This is a genomic window from Thermogemmatispora sp. (assembly GCF_019683635.1).
Taxonomy (GTDB): Bacteria; Chloroflexota; Ktedonobacteria; order Ktedonobacterales; family Ktedonobacteraceae; genus Thermogemmatispora.
Genome location: NZ_JADGIA010000072.1, coordinates 1 through 23,143, shown reverse-complemented (window position 1 = coordinate 23,143; position 23,143 = coordinate 1). Strand labels below are relative to the sequence as shown.

The 23,143-nt window shown below is 62.2% G+C and carries 17 protein-coding genes; 6 read left to right on the top strand and 11 right to left on the bottom strand.

What is annotated here, in order from left to right:
* Positions 1-472 precede the first annotated feature (472 nt).
* From IRZ31_RS10125 to IRZ31_RS10115, 3 genes are all read right to left on the bottom strand, one after another.
* Complete coding sequence (locus IRZ31_RS10125; protein WP_297153023.1) at positions 473-1,816, bottom strand: hypothetical protein; 1,344 nt, start codon at positions 1,814-1,816, stop codon at positions 473-475.
* 266 nt (positions 1,817-2,082) lie between these two features.
* Positions 2,083-5,175 (bottom strand): FAD-binding and (Fe-S)-binding domain-containing protein, encoded by a 3,093-nt coding sequence (locus IRZ31_RS10120; RefSeq protein WP_297153021.1) that lies wholly within the window; start codon positions 5,173-5,175, stop codon positions 2,083-2,085.
* Between the two features lie 183 nt (positions 5,176-5,358).
* Positions 5,359-6,309 (bottom strand): nucleoside hydrolase, encoded by a 951-nt coding sequence (locus IRZ31_RS10115; RefSeq protein ID WP_297153019.1) that lies wholly within the window; start codon positions 6,307-6,309, stop codon positions 5,359-5,361.
* A gap of 463 nt (positions 6,310-6,772) precedes the next feature.
* On the opposite strand from IRZ31_RS10115, the gene IRZ31_RS10110 reads away from it, so the two are divergent.
* Positions 6,773-7,711: a DUF4352 domain-containing protein gene (locus tag IRZ31_RS10110; RefSeq protein ID WP_297153017.1), complete on the top strand. Its 939-nt coding sequence runs from the start codon at positions 6,773-6,775 to the stop codon at positions 7,709-7,711.
* 44 nt (positions 7,712-7,755) lie between these two features.
* Here the strand turns inward: IRZ31_RS10110 and IRZ31_RS10105 are convergent, their stop codons facing one another.
* Positions 7,756-8,334 (bottom strand): pyridoxamine 5'-phosphate oxidase family protein, encoded by a 579-nt coding sequence (locus tag IRZ31_RS10105; RefSeq protein WP_297153015.1) that lies wholly within the window; start codon positions 8,332-8,334, stop codon positions 7,756-7,758.
* A gap of 353 nt (positions 8,335-8,687) precedes the next feature.
* Here IRZ31_RS10105 and IRZ31_RS10100 point away from each other — a divergent pair, with 353 nt between their 5' ends.
* Positions 8,688-12,029, top strand: coding sequence for an N-6 DNA methylase (locus tag IRZ31_RS10100; protein WP_297153013.1), 3,342 nt, complete (start codon positions 8,688-8,690; stop codon positions 12,027-12,029).
* A 307-nt stretch (positions 12,030-12,336) separates the two neighbouring features.
* Positions 12,337-13,743 carry a DUF512 domain-containing protein gene (locus tag IRZ31_RS10095; protein ID WP_297153011.1) on the top strand — a complete coding sequence of 469 codons (1,407 nt, stop codon included), beginning with the start codon at positions 12,337-12,339 and terminating at the stop codon, positions 13,741-13,743.
* A 30-nt stretch (positions 13,744-13,773) separates the two neighbouring features.
* On the opposite strand, the gene IRZ31_RS10090 is transcribed toward IRZ31_RS10095, so the two are convergent.
* The 3 genes from IRZ31_RS10090 to IRZ31_RS10080 all read right to left on the bottom strand — a co-directional run bounded on the left by IRZ31_RS10090 (position 13,774) and on the right by IRZ31_RS10080 (position 16,123).
* Positions 13,774-14,535, bottom strand: coding sequence for a class I SAM-dependent methyltransferase (locus IRZ31_RS10090; protein ID WP_297153009.1), 762 nt, complete (start codon positions 14,533-14,535; stop codon positions 13,774-13,776).
* 96 nt (positions 14,536-14,631) lie between these two features.
* Positions 14,632-15,264: a biotin transporter BioY gene (locus tag IRZ31_RS10085; RefSeq protein ID WP_297153007.1), complete on the bottom strand. Its 633-nt coding sequence runs from the start codon at positions 15,262-15,264 to the stop codon at positions 14,632-14,634.
* A 205-nt stretch (positions 15,265-15,469) separates the two neighbouring features.
* Positions 15,470-16,123 (bottom strand): SOS response-associated peptidase, encoded by a 654-nt coding sequence (locus tag IRZ31_RS10080; RefSeq protein WP_297153005.1) that lies wholly within the window; start codon positions 16,121-16,123, stop codon positions 15,470-15,472.
* A 282-nt stretch (positions 16,124-16,405) separates the two neighbouring features.
* On the opposite strand from IRZ31_RS10080, the gene IRZ31_RS10075 reads away from it, so the two are divergent.
* Entirely contained in the window at positions 16,406-17,785 is a 1,380-nt protein-coding gene (locus IRZ31_RS10075) for a dipeptidase (RefSeq protein ID WP_297153002.1), read from the top strand.
* A gap of 409 nt (positions 17,786-18,194) precedes the next feature.
* Here the strand turns inward: IRZ31_RS10075 and IRZ31_RS10070 are convergent, their stop codons facing one another.
* From IRZ31_RS10070 to IRZ31_RS10060, 3 genes are all read right to left on the bottom strand, one after another.
* Positions 18,195-19,445, bottom strand: coding sequence for a sigma-70 family RNA polymerase sigma factor (locus tag IRZ31_RS10070; protein ID WP_297153000.1), 1,251 nt, complete (start codon positions 19,443-19,445; stop codon positions 18,195-18,197).
* Between the two features lie 351 nt (positions 19,446-19,796).
* Positions 19,797-20,513, bottom strand: a complete 717-nt coding sequence (locus tag IRZ31_RS10065) for a DedA family protein (RefSeq protein WP_297152998.1) — start codon at positions 20,511-20,513, stop codon at positions 19,797-19,799.
* A complete protein-coding gene (locus tag IRZ31_RS10060) occupies positions 20,510-21,031 on the bottom strand; it encodes a hypothetical protein (RefSeq protein ID WP_297152996.1) in 522 nt (173 codons plus the stop codon). The genes IRZ31_RS10065 and IRZ31_RS10060 overlap by 4 nt, the downstream gene beginning before the upstream one ends.
* 42 nt (positions 21,032-21,073) lie before the next feature.
* Between IRZ31_RS10060 and IRZ31_RS10055 the strand changes: the two genes are divergently transcribed.
* Positions 21,074-21,523 carry a dUTP diphosphatase gene (locus IRZ31_RS10055; protein WP_297152994.1) on the top strand — a complete coding sequence of 150 codons (450 nt, stop codon included), beginning with the start codon at positions 21,074-21,076 and terminating at the stop codon, positions 21,521-21,523.
* Positions 21,524-21,531: 8 nt separating this feature from the next.
* On the top strand, positions 21,532-21,897 hold the full coding sequence (locus tag IRZ31_RS10050; RefSeq protein ID WP_297152992.1) for a DnaJ domain-containing protein: 366 nt from the start codon (positions 21,532-21,534) through the stop codon (positions 21,895-21,897).
* 191 nt (positions 21,898-22,088) lie between these two features.
* Here the strand turns inward: IRZ31_RS10050 and plsX are convergent, their stop codons facing one another.
* Complete coding sequence (gene plsX / locus IRZ31_RS10045) at positions 22,089-23,138, bottom strand: phosphate acyltransferase PlsX (RefSeq protein ID WP_363325658.1); 1,050 nt, start codon at positions 23,136-23,138, stop codon at positions 22,089-22,091.
* Positions 23,139-23,143: the final 5 nt, after the last annotated feature.

Below are 23,143 nucleotides of genomic sequence, written 5' to 3'. Positions count from 1 at the left end.
GTACCTTGCTGCTTGCCATCTCGTCTGGACTGGACAAGAAGGGTGTGGCCGAGTAGGAGGAGAAGGCTGGCGAAAGTCCGGACGACCCTGACGACGGTTGGTTGGCTCTTGCTCAGAGAAGAGAGGCGGTCGAGGGCGCCTGGCCTGGGTAGTGTGGCAGATGCCGGGTTGGGTTTGGGCGCAGGTTGAGCGCGTAGAGGAGGAGCAAAGCCTTAAGGACCATGACCTGACTTTGCTCATCCATTGGGGGCGAGGCGCCCTCGCTTGCCTGGGTGGGTCGGGTGCCTGCTAGACGGCTGGGCTGTGTTGAGTAGAAAAACATCCCCCCTTTCCCGTAGCTTCCTGTCACGACGGGAAGGTGCGTCCCTGGCCTGACCAGCAATCAGCAAACGTCAGACCGTATAGGTGCCGGCACTGGCAGCGAAACGCTCTATACCTAGAGTATAAACGATAGTTGATCCGTGCGCCAGGGTCAGCTTTTCTTGGTCGAAGCGGTGGGCGATGGAGAGGGAGCTGCTTGCTGGCTGCTGGCATTGAGCTTAGCCTTCTCCTCGGCGAGCGTGCGCTGCAGACCGCGCAGGTAGGTTTGAGTGCCGTCGAGGTCGGCGTCGGTAATGGCCTGCAGCTGTTTGGGCATCTGCTTCACCTGCGTTGACCAGCTCTCCAGCACGGTCTGCAAAGCCGCCAGCACCTGGTTATCCTGGCCGATATTCGCTAGCCACTGGCGTGCCTGCTTGAAGGCGCGCAGGGTAACATTCAAGAAATCGCCGGTGACGTTGGCTGCCAGGGTCAGGAGCGGGCTGACGAAGACGTCGTAGGCTGTGCGCAGCAGACGGGCAGCCGTAATGGCGGCGTCTAGCGAGACGCCTTCAATGTTCTCCAGGGAGGAGATCAGTTCCTTGCGCACAGAGTCGGCGCCTGCCTGGAAACCGCGATTGAAGGCGTCGGCCACCTGGCGCTCGATATTGCTAGCGGTATTGCCGAGAGTCTCGGGAATTTTAGGAGCCAGCTGCGAAGCGGCCACTACCGCCCCACCGGTAGCCGCCACGCCCAAACCAACCAACACGCGGCGTCGCGTCAGGATGCGCTTTTTGCGACGCGGCTTCTCCTCCTCGTAGTATTCCTCCTCTTCGGGAGGGAAGAACTCCTCTGGCTCTGGCTCGGCCAGTCGGCGCGTGGTCAGATGTCTGGTAGCTCGTCGCCTGACCGGCGGGAGCGGCTCGCTGTTGCTGAAGGCGCTCCCTTCCTCTTCGTCTTCTAGCAGCTCATTCTCGTAGCGACCAGCCGCGGCCATCGATCTGCCGTAGCGCTCCTGGCTGTAGCTCTCCTCAAACTCTGGAGAGGCAAAGCCATACTGCTCCGCCTCGTCTTCGACCACCGCGATGACTTCGTCGCTCCATTCTTCGGCCTCTTCCTCCTCTGGCAACGGGCGGCGTGAAGGCAGGCGCGAGGGGCGCAGTCCAGCTGTGGCGTACAGCTCTCGGCTATAGAGCGTATGGCTTCGGCCTCGCGCCGACGGAAGCAGCTCCTCCTCCGTCTCTGGGGGCGCGGTCAGGACCCCTTCGCTGTGTAGACTCATCTCCTCGCGTTTGCTCGCCAGAATGCTCTGGCGCATCAACTGTCGCGTCCGGCGCAGATCTGGGCGTCGTGTTAGCAGGGAGCCGGAAGGGGTGCGGCTGCTGCTAGCGGAGGGCCAGCGCGTCTGCTCTGTCTGTCCACGATAACTCTGCGACCTCAGATCCTCGTAATCCTCCTGACTGTACTGGCGGCCCGGGCTTCTGCGGTATAGCCTTCTCTCCATACGCTCGTTTGTCATGCATTCCTCCCAACACTGATCAGGCTGTTTGGTCGGCGGCGTAGTCTCCTTGCCAGCGTCGGTGGCCTGAGTAAGCGTTGAACACTGTGCGCTTTATACTCATTTTACCTCATCGAAGAGCAGTTCGTCTAGCACAGCGCGCTGTTCTACAGAGAAAAAACGCTCGCCTGACGACTCTTTAGCCCTCGCTCTCCATGGCGCCGGTCGCGATCATGGCCTGTGGTTCTGATTATAGCTCAGGTCCCCCTTGATGTCAAACGTTTGTTCTAGTTTCGCCGCTGCTGCTGGGCTCTCCGCCGCCGGCGCTGGAGGAGCAGGAGGGTACCCAGGGCGAGGAGTGCGCTACCGGTCAGGGCCAGGGCGCTGCCCAGACGGCGTCTGGCCGCTGGCAGGGGAGGAGCAAAGAGGGCCGCTCGCTCTGGGTAGGGTCCCAGCCGCGCATTGGTCGGCAGGCGTAGGGCCAGTTGCAAGACTTCGGCCAGGTGCAGGGCGTGGCGTGGCGTGGTCTGAGCGATCTGCTCGCGGCAGCTGAAGCCATCTGCGACAATCAGGGTTTCTGGACGGGCCGCGCGCACGGTCGGCAGGAGCAGCCGCTCACCGACCTGCCGGGAGAGACTGGCATGCTGAGCTTCGAAGCCAAAAGCCCCGGCCATGCCGCAGCAGCCGGCGTCAGGAACCTGTACCTGCAGGCCGAGCTTGCTGAGCAGGGTACGCTCGGCGGCGACGTTCATCAGGGCGCGCTGGTGACAGTGGGGCTGCAGCAGGACCTGGCCCTCCAGCTGTGGCCAGGGGTAGTCGCTGGCGTACCGCTCTAAAAACTCGCTCAGCAGGAGGACGCGCTCTTTGAGCTGCTGCGCCTCTGGACGCTCGGGGAAGAGATTGGGCAGCTCATCGCGGAAGACGGAGACACAGCCTGGCTCTAGCCCGACAATGGGAATATCCTGATCCAGATAGGGACGGAGCACGATCATAATCCGGCCTAGCTGCTCTTTGGCAGTGGCCAGCATGCCGTAGTCGTAGAGAGGACGCCCGCAGCAAAGGGCGACTGGCGGTAGCTCGACCTGGAAGCCGAGGGCTTCGAGAACCTCGACGGCGGCGCGCGCCGTTTCTGGATGAAAGTAATTGTTGAAAGTGTCGGGCCAGAGGAGGACTCGCTGGTGCTGGCTCTGACGCGGTGGGCGCGGGCGGCTCTGAAACCAGCTACGGAAGCTGAGCGGGGCTAGACGAGGCAGACGGCGCTCGGGAGCGATCCCGCCGACCCACTTGAGCAACTGGCTCAGCAACGGAGCCTGAGTCAGCAGGTTCGCCAGCTCGGGGGTGCGGGCCCCCAGGGCAGCCCAGCGATGAATGAGGCCGAAGAGATAGGCGCTGCGCGGTCGCAGGCGGCCTGCGTAATAATGCGCCAGAAATTCGGCTTTGTAGGTGGCCATGTCTACATTGACGGGACACTCGCTTTTACAGCCTTTGCAGGCCAGGCAAAGGTCGAGAGCCTGGCGCACTTCTTCGGAGCGCCAGCCGCCGCGCAAGGGGTCGCCGTAGAGCATCTCGAAGAGCAGTCGCGCTCGTCCACGGGTGGAATGGGCCTCTTCGCGGGTGACCATGTAGCTCGGGCACATCAGGCCGCCGTCGGTGCGGCGACATTTGCCCACGCCGACGCAGCGCATGACAGCATGGGCAAAGTTGCCGTGATCGGCGGGAAAGCGAAAGTAGGTGGCGGCGGGACGTGGCAGCGGCAGCGCATGACGCAGGTCTTCGTCGAGCCGGTAGGGGTTGACGACTTTGCCAGGGTTCATGCGTCCAGCGGGGTCCCAGATCGCCTTGAACTCTTGGAAAGCTTCTAGCAGTTCTGGCCCAAACATTTTGGGCAGCAATTCGGCCCGGGCCTGGCCGTCACCATGCTCACCGGAGAGCGAGCCGCCATAGCGCACGACAAGATCGGCGGCCTCTTCCATGAAGGCGCGAAACTGGCGAATGCCCTCCTGACTCTCCAGATCGAAGCTGGCGCGCATGTGGACGCAGCCCTCTCCGCAATGTCCATAGAAGTTGGCCTGGTAGCCATAGCGGTCAAGGAGGGCGCGTAGCTCACGTAGATAGGCGCCGAGGCGACTCGGGTGAACGGCAGAATCTTCCCAGCCTTCCCATTTGAGAGGTTGGCCTGGAACGAAAGTGGAGGCGCCAAGGGCTGATTCTCGTACCTCCCACAAGGCCCGGGCTTCATCCTGGCTGCTGCAGAGGCGCATCTGTGGCGGAGCACTCCCTCGCTGCAGGTGGGCCATCAGGGCCCGGGCCTGGTCTTCGGCCTCGGCGCGCGTCTGACCACCAAATTCGAGCAGCAGCCAGCCGCCGCCTTCGGGTAGCAGACGCAGGTGTTCAAGGTTGAGACCTTTGCGGCGGCTATCGGCAACGAGGCCCTCGTCGAGACCTTCGAGGGCGATGGGCCGAAATTCAAGCAGGGCGGGTACTTCATCGCAGGCGCGGAAGAAATCAGGATAGCCGAGGACGAGCAAGACCCGCGCCGGGGGACTGGGTACGAGGCGTACGGTGGCTTCCAGCACGGTGACGCAGGTGCTTTCGCTGCCGACGAGGGCGCGAGCAACATGAAAGCCATTCTCCGGGAGCAGTTGGTCGAGGTTGTAACCGGAGACGCGGCGTGGGATGGCCGGATAGCGCTGGCGAATGAGGTTAGCGTAGCGGTCGCGCAGGGCTTTGAGGCGGGCATATATCTCGCCACGGCGTCCTCCGGCGGCGATGATCTGGGCCAGCTCTTCTTCGCTGGTGGCGCCCACGCGCAGACGTAGGCCGTCGTAGGTCAGAATTTCCAGCTCTTCGATGTTGTCGACGGTTTTGCCGCCCATCAGCGAATGGGTGCCGCAGGAGTTATTGCCGATCATGCCGCCCAGAGTACAGCGATTATGCGTTGAGGGATCGGGGGCAAAAGTCAGGTGGTGTTGCTCGGCGGCCCAGCGCAGGTCGTCCAGGACTACCCCCGGCTCAACGCGCGCCAGACGCTGCCTGGGGTCGAGACTGAGAATGTGCTGCATGTGACGCGACAGGTCAAGCACGACGGCAATGTTACAGGTCTGGCCGGCGGTGCTGGTGCCACCACCGCGCGCCAGAATGGGGACATCGTAGGCGCGACAGACGGCAATGGCGGCGCAGACGTCGTCGCCGTCTTGTGGAAGCACGACGCCTAGTGGTACCTGGCGGTAGTTCGAGGCGTCGGTCGAGTACATGGCGCGGCTGCCAGTGTCAAAGCGCACTTCGCCGCGTACCTGGGCGCGCAGGGCGCTTGCCAGTTCGTTAAGCCGGCGCGAGCTGATCAGCTCTTTCCTCGGTGGCTGCTGCTGAACATGCTCCACAGGTTGATCTTCCGTCCTTCCTGGTCCTGATGGTGCCGGGCCTGAATGCGGGTCGAGGTCAGCAAGATGCATTGCCGGCCCGGCCTGATCAAAGCCCAGGCGCAGAATGGGTCAGAGCGCGTGCGGTCGCTCATCGCCGCGAGGGCAGCGACAGACACGGGTGAGAGGCCACTTCCATGTGGCTCAGAGCAGGCGCGCCAGCCGTTCCAGGAAGAAAGTGGTGAAGCCAGTGACGTCGACGGCGGTGGCCGCCAGGACGTTGGCCGGCGGGGTCTCGGGACGGCGACGGAACCAGGCCACAGTGGCCCCTGGGGTCTGATGGCCGCTCAGCTCGACGTCGATGTAGACCGATTCCCACTCAAGCAATTCGGGATGGAAGGCAGCGGCCAGCGCCAGTGGATCGTGCAGGTGAAAGCGCTCGTAAGCGGCGCGTGGGGCGAAGTCCTCAAAGTAGTGGGCGAGCATAGCGTCGATACAGCGCCCGATGCGACTCTCGGGCCGGCACAGAGGAGCGAACTGCGTGCGGGTCAGACCGACCTGCTGGGTGGTGTCAAGGCTGACAAGGCGCAGCGGCCAGCCGGCGTGGAAGACGACGTGGGCAGCCTCGGGGTCGGCATAAATATTGAACTCGGCGGCTGGGGTAATGTTACCAGGGACGCGCAGGGCGCCGCCCATAATAACCACTTCGCGCACCTGCTGGGCGATCTCCGGGACCAGCCTGACGGCCAGGGCCAGATTGGTGAGCGGCCCTACGGCGACCAGGGTGATGGCGCCTGGAGCAGCTTTGATACGCTCGCAGAGGAAGACAGCGGCAGGCTGAGAGACAGGGGCTGAGGTCGGCTCTGTCAGCTCGGCCCGTCCCAGACCGCGCTGACCATGCACCTCGGCAGCGTGAATCGGCTCGCGCACAAGTGGACGCGCTGCTCCTGCAGCAACAGGGATGTCATCGCGCCCGGCCAGGGCCAGTAAGGCCAGCGCATTGCGCGTGGTGTCTTCCAGCGGAACGTTGCCGCTGACGGTGGTGACGCCTTCCAGGCTGACCTCGGGCGAGGCAAGGGCCAGCAGGAGGGCCAGGGCGTCGTCAATGCCTGGATCGGTGTCGAGGATGAGACGCAGCGGCTGCTTGCTTGTCATGGATTCTCCCTTGTTGTCTGACCTGGCTGGCTGCCCGGCTGCTGCTCTTCCTGGGGGCAACAGCCGGGAGGTGAGTGAGTAGCCTGGCTGTGTCTGTCGGCTCCCGCTCTTTTCCTTTGTCTGTCTTGTAGGTAGCATATCCCTGATCAGGGGCCAGGGTCAAGACCTCCTGCCTTCTGGTCTGGGGAAGATGGGAAGCAGCTCGCTTCTCGCTGCCCGGAAGCCAATTCTGCCCTGCTCCGCACAGCTTTTCTGCGGGGCCTCAATTGAGAAAGTAGTTGAGTATCCATAGATAAATATCTATGATAGAATATAAATGAGAAGGGCGTGACGCTTTTCTCCAGGAAAGAGTGGCCTCAGTCATCTTTCCAGATCATCGTCAAGAAAAGAGTTTCGCCGGAGCAGGATAGCAGTGTCTGTCTATTCGATGAGAGAGAGTTAAAGAGTGTAGAAAGGAACTTGTATGCAATCGTACCCTCCTCCTTCTGATCAGACGCCGCCTGGGGGCGGATCTGCTCTGCCCCCGCCGGGGGGCCAGACGCCTCCACCAGGAAGCCCGCCTTCGTTGCCTGGTTATGAGCAGTGGGCCCGGCCTGATCCGTATACGCCGATGCCTGGTTCTCCCGGCATTATACCTGCCTCGCCGCTGACACCGCCGCCACCGCCCGCATCTGGGCAAACGCTCTGGCCAACGGTCTCGGCAACTGGAGCGCCAGTGATCCAGACGCTTCCTCCCCCGACCCAGGCTCCGCGCCGCAGCCTGACCTGGCTCTGGATTATTGCCCTGGTCGTGGTCTTTCTAGCTGGCCTGGGGCTGGGAGATGTCATCGGGACGCTGACAGCAACTCCCAAGGCGAACAGCACGACGAATCGCTCCGCCCCATCGGTGTCGACGACAGTCAGTAACACCAGCACGACTGCGACCGTTGCTACTGGTAGCACGGCGACGACGTCCTCGCCAACAGCTACGCCGGCCTCTTCATCCTCATCTTCGACAGCGAATAGCAGTGGAAGCGTTCATCATAAGGTGGGCGAGGCGGTCACTTTTAATAACACCTGGCAGATCACCTTAAACTCTGTCCAGACCTCTCCGGGTCAGGGCTTTGATCAGCCCCAGGCTGGAGATCAGTACCTGCTGCTCGACATCACGCTGCTGAATGTCTCGAATGATGAGCAGGAGGTGGCGGCAGACTTCAATTTCACGCTACGTGATACCGAGGGACGAGAGATTCAGATGGCTTTTGTGAGTTTTGCCAGCCCACCCCCGACTGGAAAAGTGGAGCCGCAGCAGAAGATTCGCGGGACCCTGGTCTATGAGGTCCCGCAAAGCCAGCACGATTTTGTCCTCTCTTTCTCAGATATCATGCAGAGCGGCCAGCTCTTCTGGGACATCCATGTCTGAGCGCCGAAAAAGAGTTTTCTGTTGGGCGGCCAGTTGATGCAGCGTCAGGACTGCCACTGAGCCTGCGGTTCTTCTCCATAGTAGTAGGCTCCCACGGAATCCGGCGCTGCCTCTTTCTTTTTGCCGCTCCAGGCGCTGATGCGAATCTCGTAGACGCTGGTGCGCTTCAGTTCCTCATCGGTGACGGCGCGGTAGTCATGTCCCGCCTCCAGGTGAGGGGCATACTTTTTGAGCAGCAGGTGTAAGGCGGCCCGGGCCCGCTCACGATCCTGAATGATAGCCCCTTGCCCGAAGACCACGACACTGGCGTATTCGACGCTGAAGTCCAGAGCCGTCTTGGCGGGCAGGAGTCGCCCCATTTCGTAGACGGTGAAACAGACACGCTCGCTGCTTTCGACATTGCGGCGTGTCCGTCCACGGGCGGCAGTGTGGATATAGATGGCGTGCGCTGCCTCATCGTAAACGAAGAGGTTGCTATTGAGAAAGGGCTGCTCGCCCTCAACGGTAGCCAGTACCCCTACTGGGGCACGTTGGAGAAAGTTGCGTATCCAGCTTTCGTCGTTGACAGCCCGATCACGCCGACGGATGTGATGTAGCTCTTGCTGCTCAGATGGTTGCTCCATCCAGGTGACTCCTTTCACTGGTTCAGAACCTGCTGGTCTCAGGGTACCTTACCTGCTGCTAGAAGCGCTGACAAGAGCCAATGTTTTGTTGAGATATGCAGCCATTGACACTGGCCCTTGGGTTGGCGCTTCCTATGGTATTGATAGCGACAACAGACAGACAGCTTTCTCTTGAGCGGTCAAGATGATGGACCGAGACGAGGCGCCGCTCCTTTACCGCAGGAGCCGCCAGGGGGGCCTGCCTTCCATTCCATGAGCTGCTGCAAAGGGTGTGCCGCATGGCTGCCTGGCTGGCTTTGCTTTTCCCGGTGCTCTGGCGAGGCTTGGAGCGGATATCTGAACGAGCTGTAAGAATGGATCTACCTGCTGAGAGGGAAGCGTTGATCGACCAGCGAGAGAGGAATGCGGCTGTCGGATTACCAGCGCTGAAAGAGCGCACCTGTGAGGCCATAGTGCTGGTGTTGACGGCGCTGGTCAGGCAGGCACAAAGACTGCTCGCGGGCCAGGCAGAGCAGACGGCCCTCTCTAAGCGCGGGCAACTGGCCAGGCTGGCTCTCCAGGATCTGGCCGGCCTCTATGAGCAGACACTGCGCCTGATCTATCGCCTCTTTGTGACCGAAGCTGTCGAGCGTGCCGGTCTCCTGGCGGAAGAGCGTTCCCTGGGAGAGCCGGAGGCTGCTGAGGATAAAGAGGACCGTGCTTACCGTCTCTGGGGAGATCTGCAGCGCCGGTGGACGCTGATGCGCGTGGGCTATCGGCAGCCGGGGCTGACTCTGGCTCCCTATCCTGGCCACCTCTTTGATCCTGAGACGACGCCCTATCTGGAAGCTCTGCCACTCCCTGATGCGGTGCTGACGCGGGTCCTGGCTCTGCTCAACGGTCTCCCCCTCTCCTACGAGGTGAGCGCTGAGACCGGCTGGACCTGGCAGCCGGCGGCGCTCTACGAGGATCTGCTGGCCTATGAGCCACGTCTGGCCGGCGAGCTACTGCACGAGGTGCAGGATCGAGGTCGACGCTTCGTTATTCCGGCGCGCCTCAATGTCTCAGCGGCCAACGATGGTCAGGTGCTGTACTCCGTAGTGCGCATTATTGCCCCTGGTAGCATCTATCTGGCTCCCAGCAGCGGTCGCAAGAGCAGCGGTAGTTACTCGACGCCTCCCGCCCTGATCTCCTATCTCGTGCAGCGTACGCTGGCGCCACTGGTGAGGAGTTGCCAGCGGGCTGAGGAGGTTCTGGCGCTCAGAGTGGTCGACCCGGCGATGGGCACGGGGGCCTTTCTGGTGGCGGCTTGCGACTACCTGGCTCGGGCCTGTGCCTGCTTCCCGGACACAGTGTCTGCGCCGGAGCAGGCAGGGCTGGCGGAGTCGCTGCCCTATCGTCGCCTGGTGGCCGAGCGCTGCCTCTACGGTGTTGATCTCGATGAGCTGGCTGTTGAGCTGGCGCGCCTGTCGCTCTGGCTCTTCACTGGCCAGCCTGAGCAGCCAGCCACCTTTTTGCGTCACAACCTGCGCTGTGGGAACAGCCTGATTGGTATGCCCTGGCCGTGGGAGGCCGCCGTCAGTGAGGCAGCCAGCCAGCCTCAACACCTCGCCAGCTTGCTGCGCCTGATTCCGCTACCGGGCGCGGTCCTGCCGCAGACGAGCGCTGAGCGCGCGCAGGCCCGACGCCTGGCCGATCTCTGGGTGGCCCTCTGGTTTTGGCCACGCTCGCAGTCTGCCGCTGAAGAAGGAGGCGAAGCAGCGGGCGTGGAAGCTGCGCCGCCCTTACCGGACAGGCGTACCTGTGCCGCGCTTGTCGCTGCGCTAGCGCGCCCTGGAGGTGATCCTCCGTCAGAGGACGGAATGCAGGGAGAGCCGCCGGCGCTCACTTCCTATCTGCGCACCCTTGAGCGCCTGATCAGACGCCTGCGCCCTTTCCACTGGCCGCTAGAATTTCCCGCTGTCTTCTTTGAAGGAGATGGTCGTCTGCGCGCTCAGCCGGGCTTTGATGCTGTGCTGGGCAATCCGCCCTGGGAGATCCTCAAGCCCAACTCACGCGAATTCTTCGCCTCCTATGATCCTCTCTACCGTCGGCTGGAGCGCGCCGAAGCCGAGCGTCAGCGTCAGTCTCTGCTAGCTGATCGCAGTGTCGAGCGCTCCTGGCGAGGCCGGACCCACTGGCTTGCAAAACTGAGCCGCTATGTGCGTGTCAGCGGACTCTATCCTGCTCAGCGCACCCCTATCGGCGGTAAAGCGAGCGGTGGCGATCTAAACAGTTACAGGCTCTTTGTCGAGCGCTCCTATCGCCTGCTGCGTCCCGGCGGTCACTGCGGCCTTGTCGTACCGGCTGGCCTCTATACTGATCAGAGCAGCACCGGACTGCGCCGCCTGCTCCTGGAAGAGGGGCGCCTGCTTGTGCTGCTGGGCTTTGAAAACCGTGCCGCCCTCTTTCCCATCGATATCCGCTGCAAGTTTGCCCTGCTGGTTTTCGCCCGCGAGCAACCCCAGCCCGCTGCTCACGTGCGGGTGGCCTTTATGCTGCGCGATCCTGCCGTGTTGCAAAATGATGAGGAAGAGTTTACCATCCGTCTGCCCTGCGCGCTGATTGCCCGCTTCGCCCCGGAAACCCTCTCGCTGCTAGAGCTGCGCACTCAGCGCGAAGCGGACCTCCTCAGCTGCATCTATGCTAACAGGCCGCTCCTCGGCGAGCAGCAGGCGGAGCAGGAAGCTGGTGCCTGGTCGGTGGTGCTGATGCGCGAGTTTGATATGACGAGCGATCGCCCTCTCTTCAACCGCGCCGGCCAGGGCTGGCCGCTCTACGAAGGCAAAACCATTCACCAGTACTGTGCTACTTTTGCCGAGCCGCGCTATCATGTCCTTCCCGCCGTTGGGCGGCAGGCCCTGCTACACAGCGAGATGGCACGTCTGGAGCGGGCGCTGGATGCGCTGGCCAGGGAGCGCTGGCCTCAGCTCCTGCCTGGTAGTGGACGCCCCGAGCGTGTGGCGGCTCTGCTGGCTGCTCATGGCCGCGGGCCGCTGAGCGCCGAGGATGTTCGCCTCGACTGCGAGGCACCGCGCCTGGTCTTCCGCCGTGTAGCCAGCAGCACCAACGAGCGCAGCCTGATCGCCACCATCCTTCCCGCAGGCTGCTTTCTCGGCAACACCCTGACCTACATCCGCCCCTGGCGTCTCGACCAAGGCAAGCTGGCGGACCTGCTGAGCGCTGGACCAGCTCAACCGCTCAGTCTGGCTCTGGCCTACGAGCCTGCCCTCTCGCCGACACTGCTGGCCTGCCTCTGCGGCCTGCTCAATTCCTTTGTACTCGACTACGTGATCCGGCGCAAGATCTCGGTTGACATCACCATGTTCCAGGTTCGCCAGTTACCCGTACCGAGCCTCACGGAGGACCAGCCCCATTGTTGGGCCATTGCGCGTCGTGTCGCTCGCCTCGTCTGTCTCGGTCCCGCCTTCGGCGCGTTGCGCCGCCAGTTGCTGGGAAGAGAAGACGCGCCCGTGCTGCCACTAGAGCGACGCCAGGCGCGCCAGCAGCTGCGGAACGAGATCGATGCCATCGTGGCTCATCTCTATGGCCTGAATGCCAGGGATTTGCGCGAGCTGCTCTTTGCTCCCCAGAACTTCCCCCTGGTGCCCCACACTGTCAAAGAGGGAGTGCTGCACGCGTTTGCTGCCGTCGAGCGATTGCTTGAGGGCAAGTGATCAGCGCAATGGTGGCCAGTGTGGCCCAAACAGTGGCCGGATTTTGGGGGATGGCCATAGGACCATAGCATAGGACGATTGGGGAGGCGAGCGAGAGGTGGAACGTGCCTGCGTGTAGGTGTGCGGTGATAAGGAAGGAGCAAAGATGATTTGACGTCCAGGCCCGGTCAGCGTATAATCTTGGCCGATACCTCCCAGCGCCACAGGAAAAAATGCTTACTTAACCCGGCAAACCGGGCGTGTCGACCGTCAAAGCGGCATGTCGTCCGGTCCGTTGCCAGCCCAACACAGGAAGGAAGCAGCGTTCATGCCAAAGCTCTACGGTTGGGTGCGTGAGGTGGTGCCCGACAGCCCGGCTGACCGCGCGGGTCTGCAACCAGGCGATCTCATTCGCACGATCAATGGCCATCTTATTCGCGACCTGGTCGATTACCAGTTTTACAGCGCCGACGAGGTCCTGACTATCGCCTTCGAACGCCAGCAGGAGCAGCACGAGGTCACTATCGAGCGTCAGGAAGGCGAGAGCCTCGGCCTGATCTTCGGCGAGGAGCCGACGCCTTTTATCCGTCAGTGTGCTAACAAATGCGTCTTTTGCTTCATTAAAGGCTTGCCGCCGCGTTACGCATCGCAGCCGGGGTTACCGCATGGCCTGCGCTCCACCCTCTACATCAAAGACGACGACTATCGCTACTCCTTCCTCTTCGGCAACTTTATTACGCTAACCAACCTTAAGGAACAGGACTGGCAGCGGCTGGCAGAGCAGCGCCTGAGTCCGCTCTATGTCTCGGTTCACACGACCGAGCCGGAGCTGAGGCGCAAGATGGTCGATGGGCCGCGCGCTGGCGAGATTCTGGAGCAGATTCAGCGTCTGGGGGAGCTGCATATCACCTGTCATACGCAGCTTGTCCTCTGCCCGGGGATCAACGACGGCGAGCATCTCGAACGTAGCATTCAGGATCTGGCCGCTCTGCGTCCCATTGTCGAATCAATCTCAGTGGTACCCGTGGGCCTGACCAAATACAACAACCTGCTCAAGACTGGTGACCTGCCGCCGCTGCGTCCCTACACGCGTCAGGAGGCGGAGCAGATCATGGCCCAGGTCGAGGCCCATCAGCGGCGCTTTGCCGCCAGCCATCCCGAGGGCTATCCCTTTGTCTATCTCTCGGACGAGTGGTACTATCTTGCGGGCCGTGAGGTGCCGCCCGCCGCCCACTATGGCGACTATGCCCAGATCGAAAATGGCGTTGGCATGACCCGCTACCTGCTCGATCAGTGGGAGAGCGCCCGGCGTCGCCTCCCCGCGCGCATGCCGCAGCCACGGCGCCTCACCCTGGTCACGGGCACGATGGCCCGGCCCATTATCGAGCGTCTGGCGGCGGACCTCAACCGCGTCGAGGGCCTGGAGGCGCGCGTTGTCGCCGTCGAGAATCGCTTTTTCGGCTCTCAGGTCACGGTCGCCGGGCTGCTCTGTGGCCAGGATGTCCTGGCCACGCTGCTGGAGCAGGAATGGCTCGGCGATCTGGTACTCTTGCCGCGCATCATGCTTGACAACGCCGGCGAGCGCTTTCTGGACGATGTGACCGTTGAAGAATTTCAAGAACGCCTGCCGGTGCCTTCGCGCTTCGTGCGCAACGCCCAGGAGACTGTCGCCGCTGTTCGTGAGCTGGCCGGGCTGCCAGCACCGCGCCTATGGGCAGCTCTGGCTGCCCGCTAAAGGGCGAGCGGGAGACCGGTCTGCTTCTATCTACCTGGTGGCCACGGTCAGCAGGCGTCGACTCTCCAGGCTGAACGGAGCACCCTGCTCATTGTAGGCTTCCACCTGGCTGAAACCTGCCTGGCGCAGCCAGTCTCTCAGCTCGGGCAGCGTGAGCAGACGCACAAAGAAATGCGTCTCGCGCTGGCGCCCATCGCGCAGGATCACGCGCCTGGTGTGCAGGCGTCCACTGAGTACATCGTAGTGCAGCTGATCGATCAGCCAGGCCCCATCGCGCTCCAAGACCATATCTGGCTGAAACACGCGCAGCAAGCGGTCGCGATTCTGCAGATCGAGCAAGAGCCGTCCGCCAGGTTGCAACACGCGGGCGATCTCGGCCAGTACCTGGCGATTCTCTTCATCGCTGAAATAGCCGAAGGAGGTGAACCAGCTCAGGACCGCCGCGAAGCGGCCAGTCCACTCCGTTGGCAAGGTCCGCATATCGCCCTGACGGTAGTCGATCGCCAGTCCCCGCTTCTCAGCCTCAGCGCGAGCCTGATCCAGGAAAGCCGCGCTCTGGTCTAGCCCGCTCACCAGACAGCCGCGAGCCGCCAGCCGGTTGGCGATCCTGCCGTAACCGCAGGCCAGATCGAGCACCGGCAGCCCTGGCTGCAGCCCAAGCAGCCGCCAGACCAGATCTGCCTCCTGCTCGCTGCGCTCCTCCGTCAGCAGCCTATCGTAGAAATAGCGGTAGTCAGAGACCTCAAAGGTACCTTCGACATCGAAAGCCTCCGATTCCAATGGCGAACTCACAATGACCTCCTCGTATCGGAGCAAGGCCGACAACAAATGAGGCTCCGAGCCTGCTCGGAGCCTCAAGGCTTGGCTAACAAGCTTCCTCACCGAGCCTTAGCGGGACGACGCCCCCGGGTCGCGCTCTGCTCCCAGGCGGAGCAGCAGCCAGGCTGAGGGCAGCAAGGCCACCGCCAGCAGCAACTTCAGCGTATCGCCGATCAAGAAGGGCACCATCCCGAGCAGCAGGGCCTGACCTGGCCCCAGATGCAAGACCAGCGCCAGCCAGGGCACCCCTACAGCGTAGATAATCAGCGAGCCGGGCAGCATGGCCAGCACCGCTGTCAGATAGCGGCGATCCAGTCCTCGCTCGCATAGCCAGCCGGTGACCCAGGCCGCCAGCGGATAGGACCAGAGATAGCCCCCGGTATAGCCGAGCAGGACCGCCACACCGCCAGCGCCGCCAGCGAAGACCGGTAGTCCCGCGGCTCCCTCTGCCAGGTAGGCCAGCAGAGCCAAGGCCCCGCGGCGGCTGCCCAGGACCGCCCCGGTCAGCAGGACGCCCAGTGTCTGCAGCGTGATCGGTACTGGTGTAATCCAGGGAATATAAATAGAAAATCGAGCACATAAGGCCATGAATGCACTAAAGCCAAGCACCAGTATCCCATCGCGCAGCAGAGCCGTGGAACGTGACGGCGAGCGAGCTGGCAGCACGCGATCCACCAACGTTGTACCGGACACAGAAGCCATCGAGGCACTCCTTTCTCAGGAACATAGCATCAGCACTGCCTGGAAGGCAGACAAAGGCAGGGACCCGGTCATGCCGCGCAGGTCCGACGGACTGGCGGCCAGCGGGTCCCTCTTCCTCTGCCACAATTATAGAAAGCCAGGCGTGCTGCTGGCAAGGCGCAGCGGAGTCGAACAAGGCGGGAGGGCCTGGCCTGGCTCTTCTCACTCAAGCCAGCAGGGCCGCCCCCTCGTTGCGAGGATCGTTGACCAGGCGCGAGACCGGGCGGGCCTGCATCTCCGCCGCCGGATAAGGGCGCAGCAAAGGCAAGAGCGCCTCCGCCTCCTGCACAGTGGGATCGAGCCAGCGCTCGCAGGCCTCGCGTGGCAGAATCACCGGCATGCGGTTATGGATCGTCGCCAACAACTCATTCGGCTCGGTCGTCACAATCGTACACGTTCGCAGCAGGCGGCCATCGGCGGCGCTCCACTGATCCCACAGACCAGCAAAAGCGAACGGCGACCGATCGCGCAGCGTAATATACATCGGCCTCTTCGAGCCATTGGTCTGCTGCCACTCATAGAAGCCGTCGGCCACCACCAGGCAGCGGCGCGAGCGCAGCAAGCGCTTAAAGCTCGGCTTCTCAACCAGCGTCTCAGCGCGTGCATTAATCATCCGGTTGCCGATCGCCTCCTCCTTGGCCCAGGAAGGGATCAAGCCCCAGCGTAGCCAGGCCATCTGGCGTTGTCCCTCATGCAGGATTGCCACCACCTCCTGTGAGGGAGCAATATTGTAGCGTGGCTGAGCCTCCAGCGTCGCCGGCACCCCGAAGATCTCCGCAATCGTCTGCAGATCAGTAATCAACGTAAAGCGACCGCACATAGACAGCGCACTCCTTCCTTCCTTAGCGGCCAGCCTGTCCCACCTTCACCGGCTAGTGAGAGAGAGCTGGCCAAAAACACAACGGCCCCCAACCCTCTTTCTCTCTCTATTCTGCGCGCCGCTCTCACAAGCGGCAAGGGCCAGATTCGCCTCAAGCCCCTCTAGCGGGAAGGTTCCCGCGCGATCGGCCACGGCAAAGCTCGCTCTGGACAAAGCCGGCCTGACCCTGCTACCATAACAGGCAGATTTCCCTTGCAGACGCTTAAGGAAGGAAGAGTTGTCATGACGCAGATAGAAGCGTATATAGCAGAGCATGAGCAGCGTTTCCTGGAAGATCTCAAAGGATGGCTGCGTATCCCCAGCATCAGCACTCTGCCAGAATATGCTGCCGACGTGCGCCGGGCTGCTGAATATGCCGCCAGCCAGTTACGCAGCATCGGCCTTGACAACGTGCGCCTTATCGAAACCCAGGGCCATCCACTCGTCTATGGTGAATGGCTCAAAGCGGCGGGCCGGCCCACTCTCCTTATCTATGGACATTATGATGTCCAGCCCGTTGATCCCATCGAACTCTGGCAGACACCGCCCTTCGAGCCGACCATTCGCGGCGAAAACCTCTACTGTCGAGGGGCCTGCGACGACAAAGGGCAGACCATGCTCGTCTTCAAAGCGCTGGAGACCCTCATCACCACCGAGGGAGGGCTGCCCGTCAACGTGCGCGTCCTCATCGAAGGAGAAGAGGAGGCCGGAGGCGAATCCATCGAGCACTACGTCCGCAGCTATCCCGAGCGCCTGAACTGCGACGCCGCCTTCATCTGCGACACCCACATGCCAGCGCCTGACCTGCCGGCCCTCATCTCTGGTCTGCGCGGCATTATCTACACCGAAGTCGAAGCGCGTGGGGCCGTGCGCGACCTGCATTCAGGCACCTATGGCGGTATTGCCCCCAATCCCTTCCACGCTCTGGCCCTCATCATCGCCGGCCTCAAAGACGCGCGTGGGCACATCCACATTCCCGGCCTCTACGACCGCCAGCGTGAAGCTCCACCGCAGGAACAGCGCTTCTGGCAAGAAGATCCCCTTCACCTGGCTGAGACCCTGCGCGAAGAGATGGGCGTAGCCCAGCTCTCCGGCGAGCCAGAATATCCGCCGTTGCAACGCATCTGGGCCAGACCGACCCTGGAAATTCACGGCTTTGTCGGCGGCTTCAGTGGCGAAGGAGCCAAAACTGTCATCCCTGCCAACGGCAAAGTCAAGATCAGCATGCGCATTCCACCCGACCTCGGACTCAAAGCCGAAGAAGTCTATCGCCTTTTCGAACGGCGCGTCAAAGAGCTGGCACCGCCCGACGTCGAGGTCACTGTCCACAAAATTCATGCCGGCGAGGGAGTGCTCGTCTCGCCCGAAGCCCCCGTCATTCGGGCAGCTTCAGCAGCCCTCAAAGAGACCTACGGACGTGAGCCGGTCTTCATTCGCGAAGGTGGCTCTATTCCCGTCGCTGCCCTCTTCAACGATATCCTGCAGGTGCCCATTGTCCTCATGGGCTTTGGCCTGCCCGATGACAATCTACACTCGCCCAACGAAAAATACTCTCTCAAGCAATTCTTCAGAGGAGTGCGCACCGTCGCGCGTTTCTTGCAGCTCTACGGCGCGGGCGCCTGAGTGCGAGCGAACCGGGCCAGCTCGCAGTATCGGGAAAGAACAGAGAAGAAGGCCCAGGGCCAGAGCGACCTGGGCGGAACAAAAAAACAGAGCAGGAAAGAGCGCTCTCCTGTAGAGGGCTGCCTTTCCTGCTCTGTGACCTACCTATCCGTTCCCGTGGCACAGATGGACTCGGTTCCAGTCATGAAGGAAGATCAATCTGGTAGAAAACAAACGCCTGACCAGCGCAACTCAGCGACCGCGCTGAGCGGAGGATTACCTGGCAAGCCAAACGTGATGCGGACAGATACGAGCCAGCCTGCGCCGCGCAGCACGCACCGGAGCCGCGCCTCTGGCCTGGGGAACGACAACCATTGAGGGCGAGCGGCGTGGACTGGGAAAGTCAGCCACGGCGATCGCGCCAGTCAGGTTAGCCGCGCAGACGCTCCAGGACCGGCGGCTGGCGCAGCTTCGCAAGAGCGCCGGCCTCGATCTGGCGCACACGCTCGCGCGTAATCCCCAGCTCGCGGCCCACCTGCTCCAGCGGATGAGCCTGGCCATTGCCCAGGCCGAAGCGCAGCTGCAGCACCAGGCGCTCGCGCGGCGTCAGCACCGACTCAAGCACACGCTGGACCTCGTCCTTCAGCGTCTGGGTTGTCGCAATATCTTCTGGTGAAGCGGACTCTGTGTCAGCCAGCACATCGCCCAGCTCCTGCTCCTCATCCTCGCCGACAGGCAGTTCCAGGGAGACGGGCGCGCCCGGGGCCGACTGCAGCTCCTGCATGCGGATCGGGTCCAGCCCCGTAGCCTCGGCCAGCTCCTGCTCAGTCGGCTCACGGCCCAGCTCCTGTAGCAAGCGCTGACGCTCACGACGGATGCGGTTCAACGCCGTATTCACATAGACGGGCAAGCGGATCGTGCGCCCTTTATCAGCCACCGCGCGACTGATGGCCTGGCGAATCCACCAGGTGGCATGCGTCGAGAAGCGATGACCCCGACGCCAGTCATAGCGCTGCACGGCGCGGATCAGACCGATATTGCCCTCCTGGATCAAATCGAGCAGGCTCAGCCCGCGCCCAACATAGCGCTTGGCGATGCTGACCACCAGGCGCAGGTTGGCCAGAATGAACTGCTTCTTGGCCTCGCGGTCGCCCATCTCAATGCGCTTGGCCAGCTCGATTTCTCGCTCATGCGAGATCATCGGCACACGCCCGATCTCGCGCAGATATGCCATCACGGCATCCGATTCGCCGGTGTCTAGAGCGCTCGCCGTGCTCTCGTCCGCATAGTCGGCGCGGCGCCGGCGCCCACCGGAGCGGCGTGCCGCACCCCCGCGCGTCGCTGGCAGGGGAGGAAGAGAGAGCAGCGAGGCAGTGTCTTCTAGCTCAGGCGAACCTGGCAATTGCGTCAGATCTTCATGCATATCAGGCATCTCTTCTAACTCCAGGGCTGCTGGCTCCAGACCGCTGAGGTCCTCGTCCAGTTCAGGCTCTTCGTCCTTGCCAGGTTCCTCCTCTCCATCATCAACAACAGCATCGTCGTTGTCGTCATCAAAATCTATATATTCAAGATCCTTCGTAAGCAACTGGTCAAGCTGCTTCTCCAGATCTGGATCGTCTCGTGTGGGCTGATCGTCTAAGGTAAGCGCATTTCCCGTGTCGGCACGCTCCAGGTCTAACATGTGCGCCCTCCATGAAAAGGTAGTGTCTATCTTAAGCAGCAAGATAGCGGCTGTGAGGCTGTCTGACCCTACACGCAGGGAAAGCGAGCCTTCGACCTGAGAGAGACCAGGTCTAACGCCGGGTAGGAGAAAGATGTAAGATGAGACACGTTGCTTCTACCGATAGGAACACAGTACGGCCCAGAAATATTCCAGCGCTATTCCAATTATACCCTAAAGGTTTCCTTCCGTGCCAGTCTGTGGCAGCATCGATGCTCTAAAGCTGTTTTATATCAAAAGAAGAATATTTTAGTGTAAAAGATGCATGCTTCTTCAACGTTGCAATCACTATTACATACGCGTGAGGGTGGGCTAAAGTGGCAGGGAACCCGAGGAACCGGGGGCGGCTCCTGGAGAGGTGGCCCGCTCTGGCTCTTCCAGCTGTGGCCGTGGCTGTGGCTGTGGTTCTGTGTGAGTTGCGCGCAGGCGGCGCAGCAGCAGCAGCAAGTGGTAGCTCAACCAGGTGGCCAGGGCCAGGGCCAGCAAGAGCAGCGAGATCGTACCGAGAATCTCACCCACTGCCTCCCAGCTGGCGCCGAAGAGAAAGCCCAGGCTGAGCGGCAGGCCGACGCCGACCAGCTCGCCGAGTGCATCGAAGAGCAGAAACTTGCGGTAGGGATAGCGTTCTGCCCCTGAGAGGAGCGTGATCGGCACCCCGATGGCCGAGAAGACGGTGCGACCGAGGAAGATCGCCCACCCTCCTCGCTTATGGAAGAGCTGCCGTGCGCGGCTGAGGGCCTGCTGGGGAATCCAGCGCCGCGGCGAGTGTTCCAGGTAATCGAGCAGGCGGCTTCCCCAGCGACGACCAAGGCTATAGCCGACGCTATCGCCGGCCACTGCGGCGCTCATCGCCAGCGCTACCAGCAAGCCAAGGTTATAATCTCCCAGAACGGCGAAGGCACCCGCGGCCAGCAAGAGCAGCGTGATCGGGAGCGGAACTCCGGCGGCCCCCACAAAGACCAGCCCCCACAGGGCTGGATAGCCGTACTCTTGCAACCAGTTGACCAGGTAAGGAAGCAAGGCGCTCATGGCCGTTCTCCCTTTGCCAGTGCCGAGGATGCCGCAGGCTCTCTCGTCGGGGTGCTTTTCGGCCCTGGGTGCTGCTGGCGGTAGGTCTCGATGGCCTGTTGCAACGTGCGAATCAACTCGTCAACCGGGCGTTTTGTGCGTAGAGCCAGCGCATGGAGGGTCAGGTGTTGTACAGAGGGCGTCTCTGGGATATGCAAGGCCCGATAAAGGTATGAGGCTGGTACATGGCAGACATGAGCCACGTAGGGTATCGTCATCCAGGGGCGAATGCTGCGCACATCCCCAGCTTTGGCCAGGGCGCTCTGCTGCTGCAGATGCTGCACGGCGTGATAGGTTGAACTGGCAGCATACACCGTCGTGCTGACGGCCAGACAGAGCAAGAGCACCAGCCCAAGCAACTTGAGTTTTAGACTCAACACCAGGCTGCGGCCCGACATGGCAGTGGCAAAGGTAGGAAAGCCGTCACCGGCGCCCGGCGACGCTGACCACCCATTTCTCTCAACAAGGAAATCCAGCACCTTCTCTTGACGTCACAGAAGCTCTTTTCTAGAATAGCAGAAATGGACAAGTATCTGCAACCGCTAGACGTGGCGATCAAACGTGTGGACCCAACCTTGCCGTTGCCGACCTACGCCACTGCTGGCTCGGTTGGCTTTGATCTCCTCTGCCGCCAGGATACAGAGATCGCGCCCCGCGATCTCGGTTTTATTCCGGGCAATGTCATTGTGAGCACGCCACCGGGCTACCTGTTGCTGGTGACCCTGCGCAGCAGCACGCCGCGACGCAAGGGGCTGCTGATCCCTCATGGGGTGGGTATCATTGATCAGGATTACTGTGGCGAAGGTGATGAGGTGCTGATCCAGGTCTACAACTTCCGTGATGAGCCTGTCCTGATCAGGCGCGGCGAGCGCATTGCCCAGGGTATTTTCATTCCGGTAGTCCGCGCCTGCTGGCAGGAGGTGACGGCCCTGGGGCCGGGGCGTGGCGGCTTCGGCAGTACGGGTGAATGAGGCCAGCGATGCAGGACTATTATTCGATTCTGGAAATAGCGCCAACCGCCTCGCCCGAGGAGATCAGGCGGGCTTATCTGCGTCTGGTACGCCGCTATCATCCCGATGCGCATCAGAACGCGGCGGGTATGCAGGCTAGATATGAGCAGCAGATGAAGCTGATCAACGAGGCCTATGAGGTCCTGGGAGACCCACGACGCCGCGCCACCTACGATGTGCACCGGGCCGCCGAGCTGCGCGTGCGTGCTCTACGTGAGGCCCGTCTGAAATATCAGGCTCAGATGGGCAAGCACAACTCCTCGACTGAGATGACCTGGCTCGAAGGTCTGGTCGGCTTCGTGCGTGAATTGAAGCGTAGCCTGCGCGAGGATTAGCTCCTCTGAGGACGCGAGAGGCCCCCGCCGTCGCGGTAGCGACTGCGCAGGCTGCGCGCGGCGAAACCCAGCGCTGTGCCCGTTGGCCGGCGTTGGCTGGCCTCTCTCCAGCGCTGCTTTCCCTGATTGGCTGGCTGGCTGGCTCTGCACTGGCTCTCACTCCCTCCCGGACAGGCCAGCCGGATAGCGGCCTAAACCTCGGCCTCGGCTCGCTGCTCGCCGCCGGTTCCCAGCCTGGCCAGGCCCTCGGCGATGGCCGTCACTACTCCCTGCTCCGCTGTTTCGCGTGCCACCCGCAGCGCGTTTTTGATGGCCTTGGCGTTGGAGCGCCCATGAGCAATGACCGCCACACCATTGACACCCAAGAGAGGGACGCCGCCATACTCGGCGTAGTCGAGGCGTTTGAAGAGCTGCTTCAGACTCGGCTTGAGCACCGCCGCCGCCAGGGTATTGATTGGGTTGCTGGTCATCTGGCTGCGTAGCATGGCGATCAGCGTCTCGGCCAGTCCCTCGCTGAGCTTGAGGACCACATTGCCCACAAAGCCATCGCAGACCACCACCTCGGCAGCGCCTGCTGGGATATCGCGCCCTTCAATGTTGCCGATAAAGTTCAGTCCGAGCCGCGGAGCGCTCTCTTTGAGCAGGCGATGGGTTTCCTGGACCTGCTGATTGCCCTTGGTCTCCTCTTCGCCGTTGGCCAGCAGCGCCACCCGTGGGCGGTTGATGTGAAAAATGCGCTCCATGTAGACAGCGCCCATCAGGGCAAACTGCTGCAGGTACTCGGGCTTGCAATCCGTATTGGCGCCCACGTCGAGGACCAGGGTTGTGCCGGTGCGCGTTGGCATGACCGTACCCAGGGCGGGCCGATCGACGCCGGCGATGCGTTTCAAAACGAACAGCGAGGCGGCCATCATGGCACCGCTATTGCCAGCGGAGACCGCCCCTACCACCTGGCCGCTGCGCACCAGCTCCAGAGCCACCACCAGCGAAGCGTTCTTCTTCCGCCGCACCGCGGTGGCTGGGTGCTCATCCATCGCGATGACCTCATCGGTGGGGGTAATCGCCAGATCGAGGCCGCGGGTGTCGTAGCGAGCCAGCTCCGCACGGATCTGCTCCTCATGACCCACAAGCTGAACGCCGATGCCGTATTCACGCGCCGCCTCCACCGCCCCCTGCACTGTGGCCCCGGGAGCGTAATCCCCCCCCATTGCGTCGAGCGCGACGCGTACTTTCGCCTCCATAGCCT

Coding starts and splice junctions, on each gene's coding strand:
- IRZ31_RS10055 (WP_297152994.1), top strand. CDS start 21,074: ATGGACAAGTATCTGCAACCGCTAGACGTGGCGATCAAACGTGTGGAC.
- IRZ31_RS10075 (WP_297153002.1), top strand. CDS start 16,406: ATGACGCAGATAGAAGCGTATATAGCAGAGCATGAGCAGCGTTTCCTG.
- IRZ31_RS10065 (WP_297152998.1), bottom strand. CDS start 20,513: ATGAGCGCCTTGCTTCCTTACCTGGTCAACTGGTTGCAAGAGTACGGC.
- IRZ31_RS10070 (WP_297153000.1), bottom strand. CDS start 19,445: ATGTTAGACCTGGAGCGTGCCGACACGGGAAATGCGCTTACCTTAGAC.
- IRZ31_RS10100 (WP_297153013.1), top strand. CDS start 8,688: ATGGATCTACCTGCTGAGAGGGAAGCGTTGATCGACCAGCGAGAGAGG.
- IRZ31_RS10105 (WP_297153015.1), bottom strand. CDS start 8,334: ATGGAGCAACCATCTGAGCAGCAAGAGCTACATCACATCCGTCGGCGT.
- IRZ31_RS10095 (WP_297153011.1), top strand. CDS start 12,337: ATGCCAAAGCTCTACGGTTGGGTGCGTGAGGTGGTGCCCGACAGCCCG.
- IRZ31_RS10050 (WP_297152992.1), top strand. CDS start 21,532: ATGCAGGACTATTATTCGATTCTGGAAATAGCGCCAACCGCCTCGCCC.
- IRZ31_RS10085 (WP_297153007.1), bottom strand. CDS start 15,264: ATGGCTTCTGTGTCCGGTACAACGTTGGTGGATCGCGTGCTGCCAGCT.
- IRZ31_RS10110 (WP_297153017.1), top strand. CDS start 6,773: ATGCAATCGTACCCTCCTCCTTCTGATCAGACGCCGCCTGGGGGCGGA.
- IRZ31_RS10080 (WP_297153005.1), bottom strand. CDS start 16,123: ATGTGCGGTCGCTTTACGTTGATTACTGATCTGCAGACGATTGCGGAG.
- IRZ31_RS10115 (WP_297153019.1), bottom strand. CDS start 6,309: ATGACAAGCAAGCAGCCGCTGCGTCTCATCCTCGACACCGATCCAGGC.
- IRZ31_RS10125 (WP_297153023.1), bottom strand. CDS start 1,816: ATGACAAACGAGCGTATGGAGAGAAGGCTATACCGCAGAAGCCCGGGC.
- plsX (WP_363325658.1), bottom strand. CDS start 23,138: ATGGAGGCGAAAGTACGCGTCGCGCTCGACGCAATGGGGGGGGATTAC.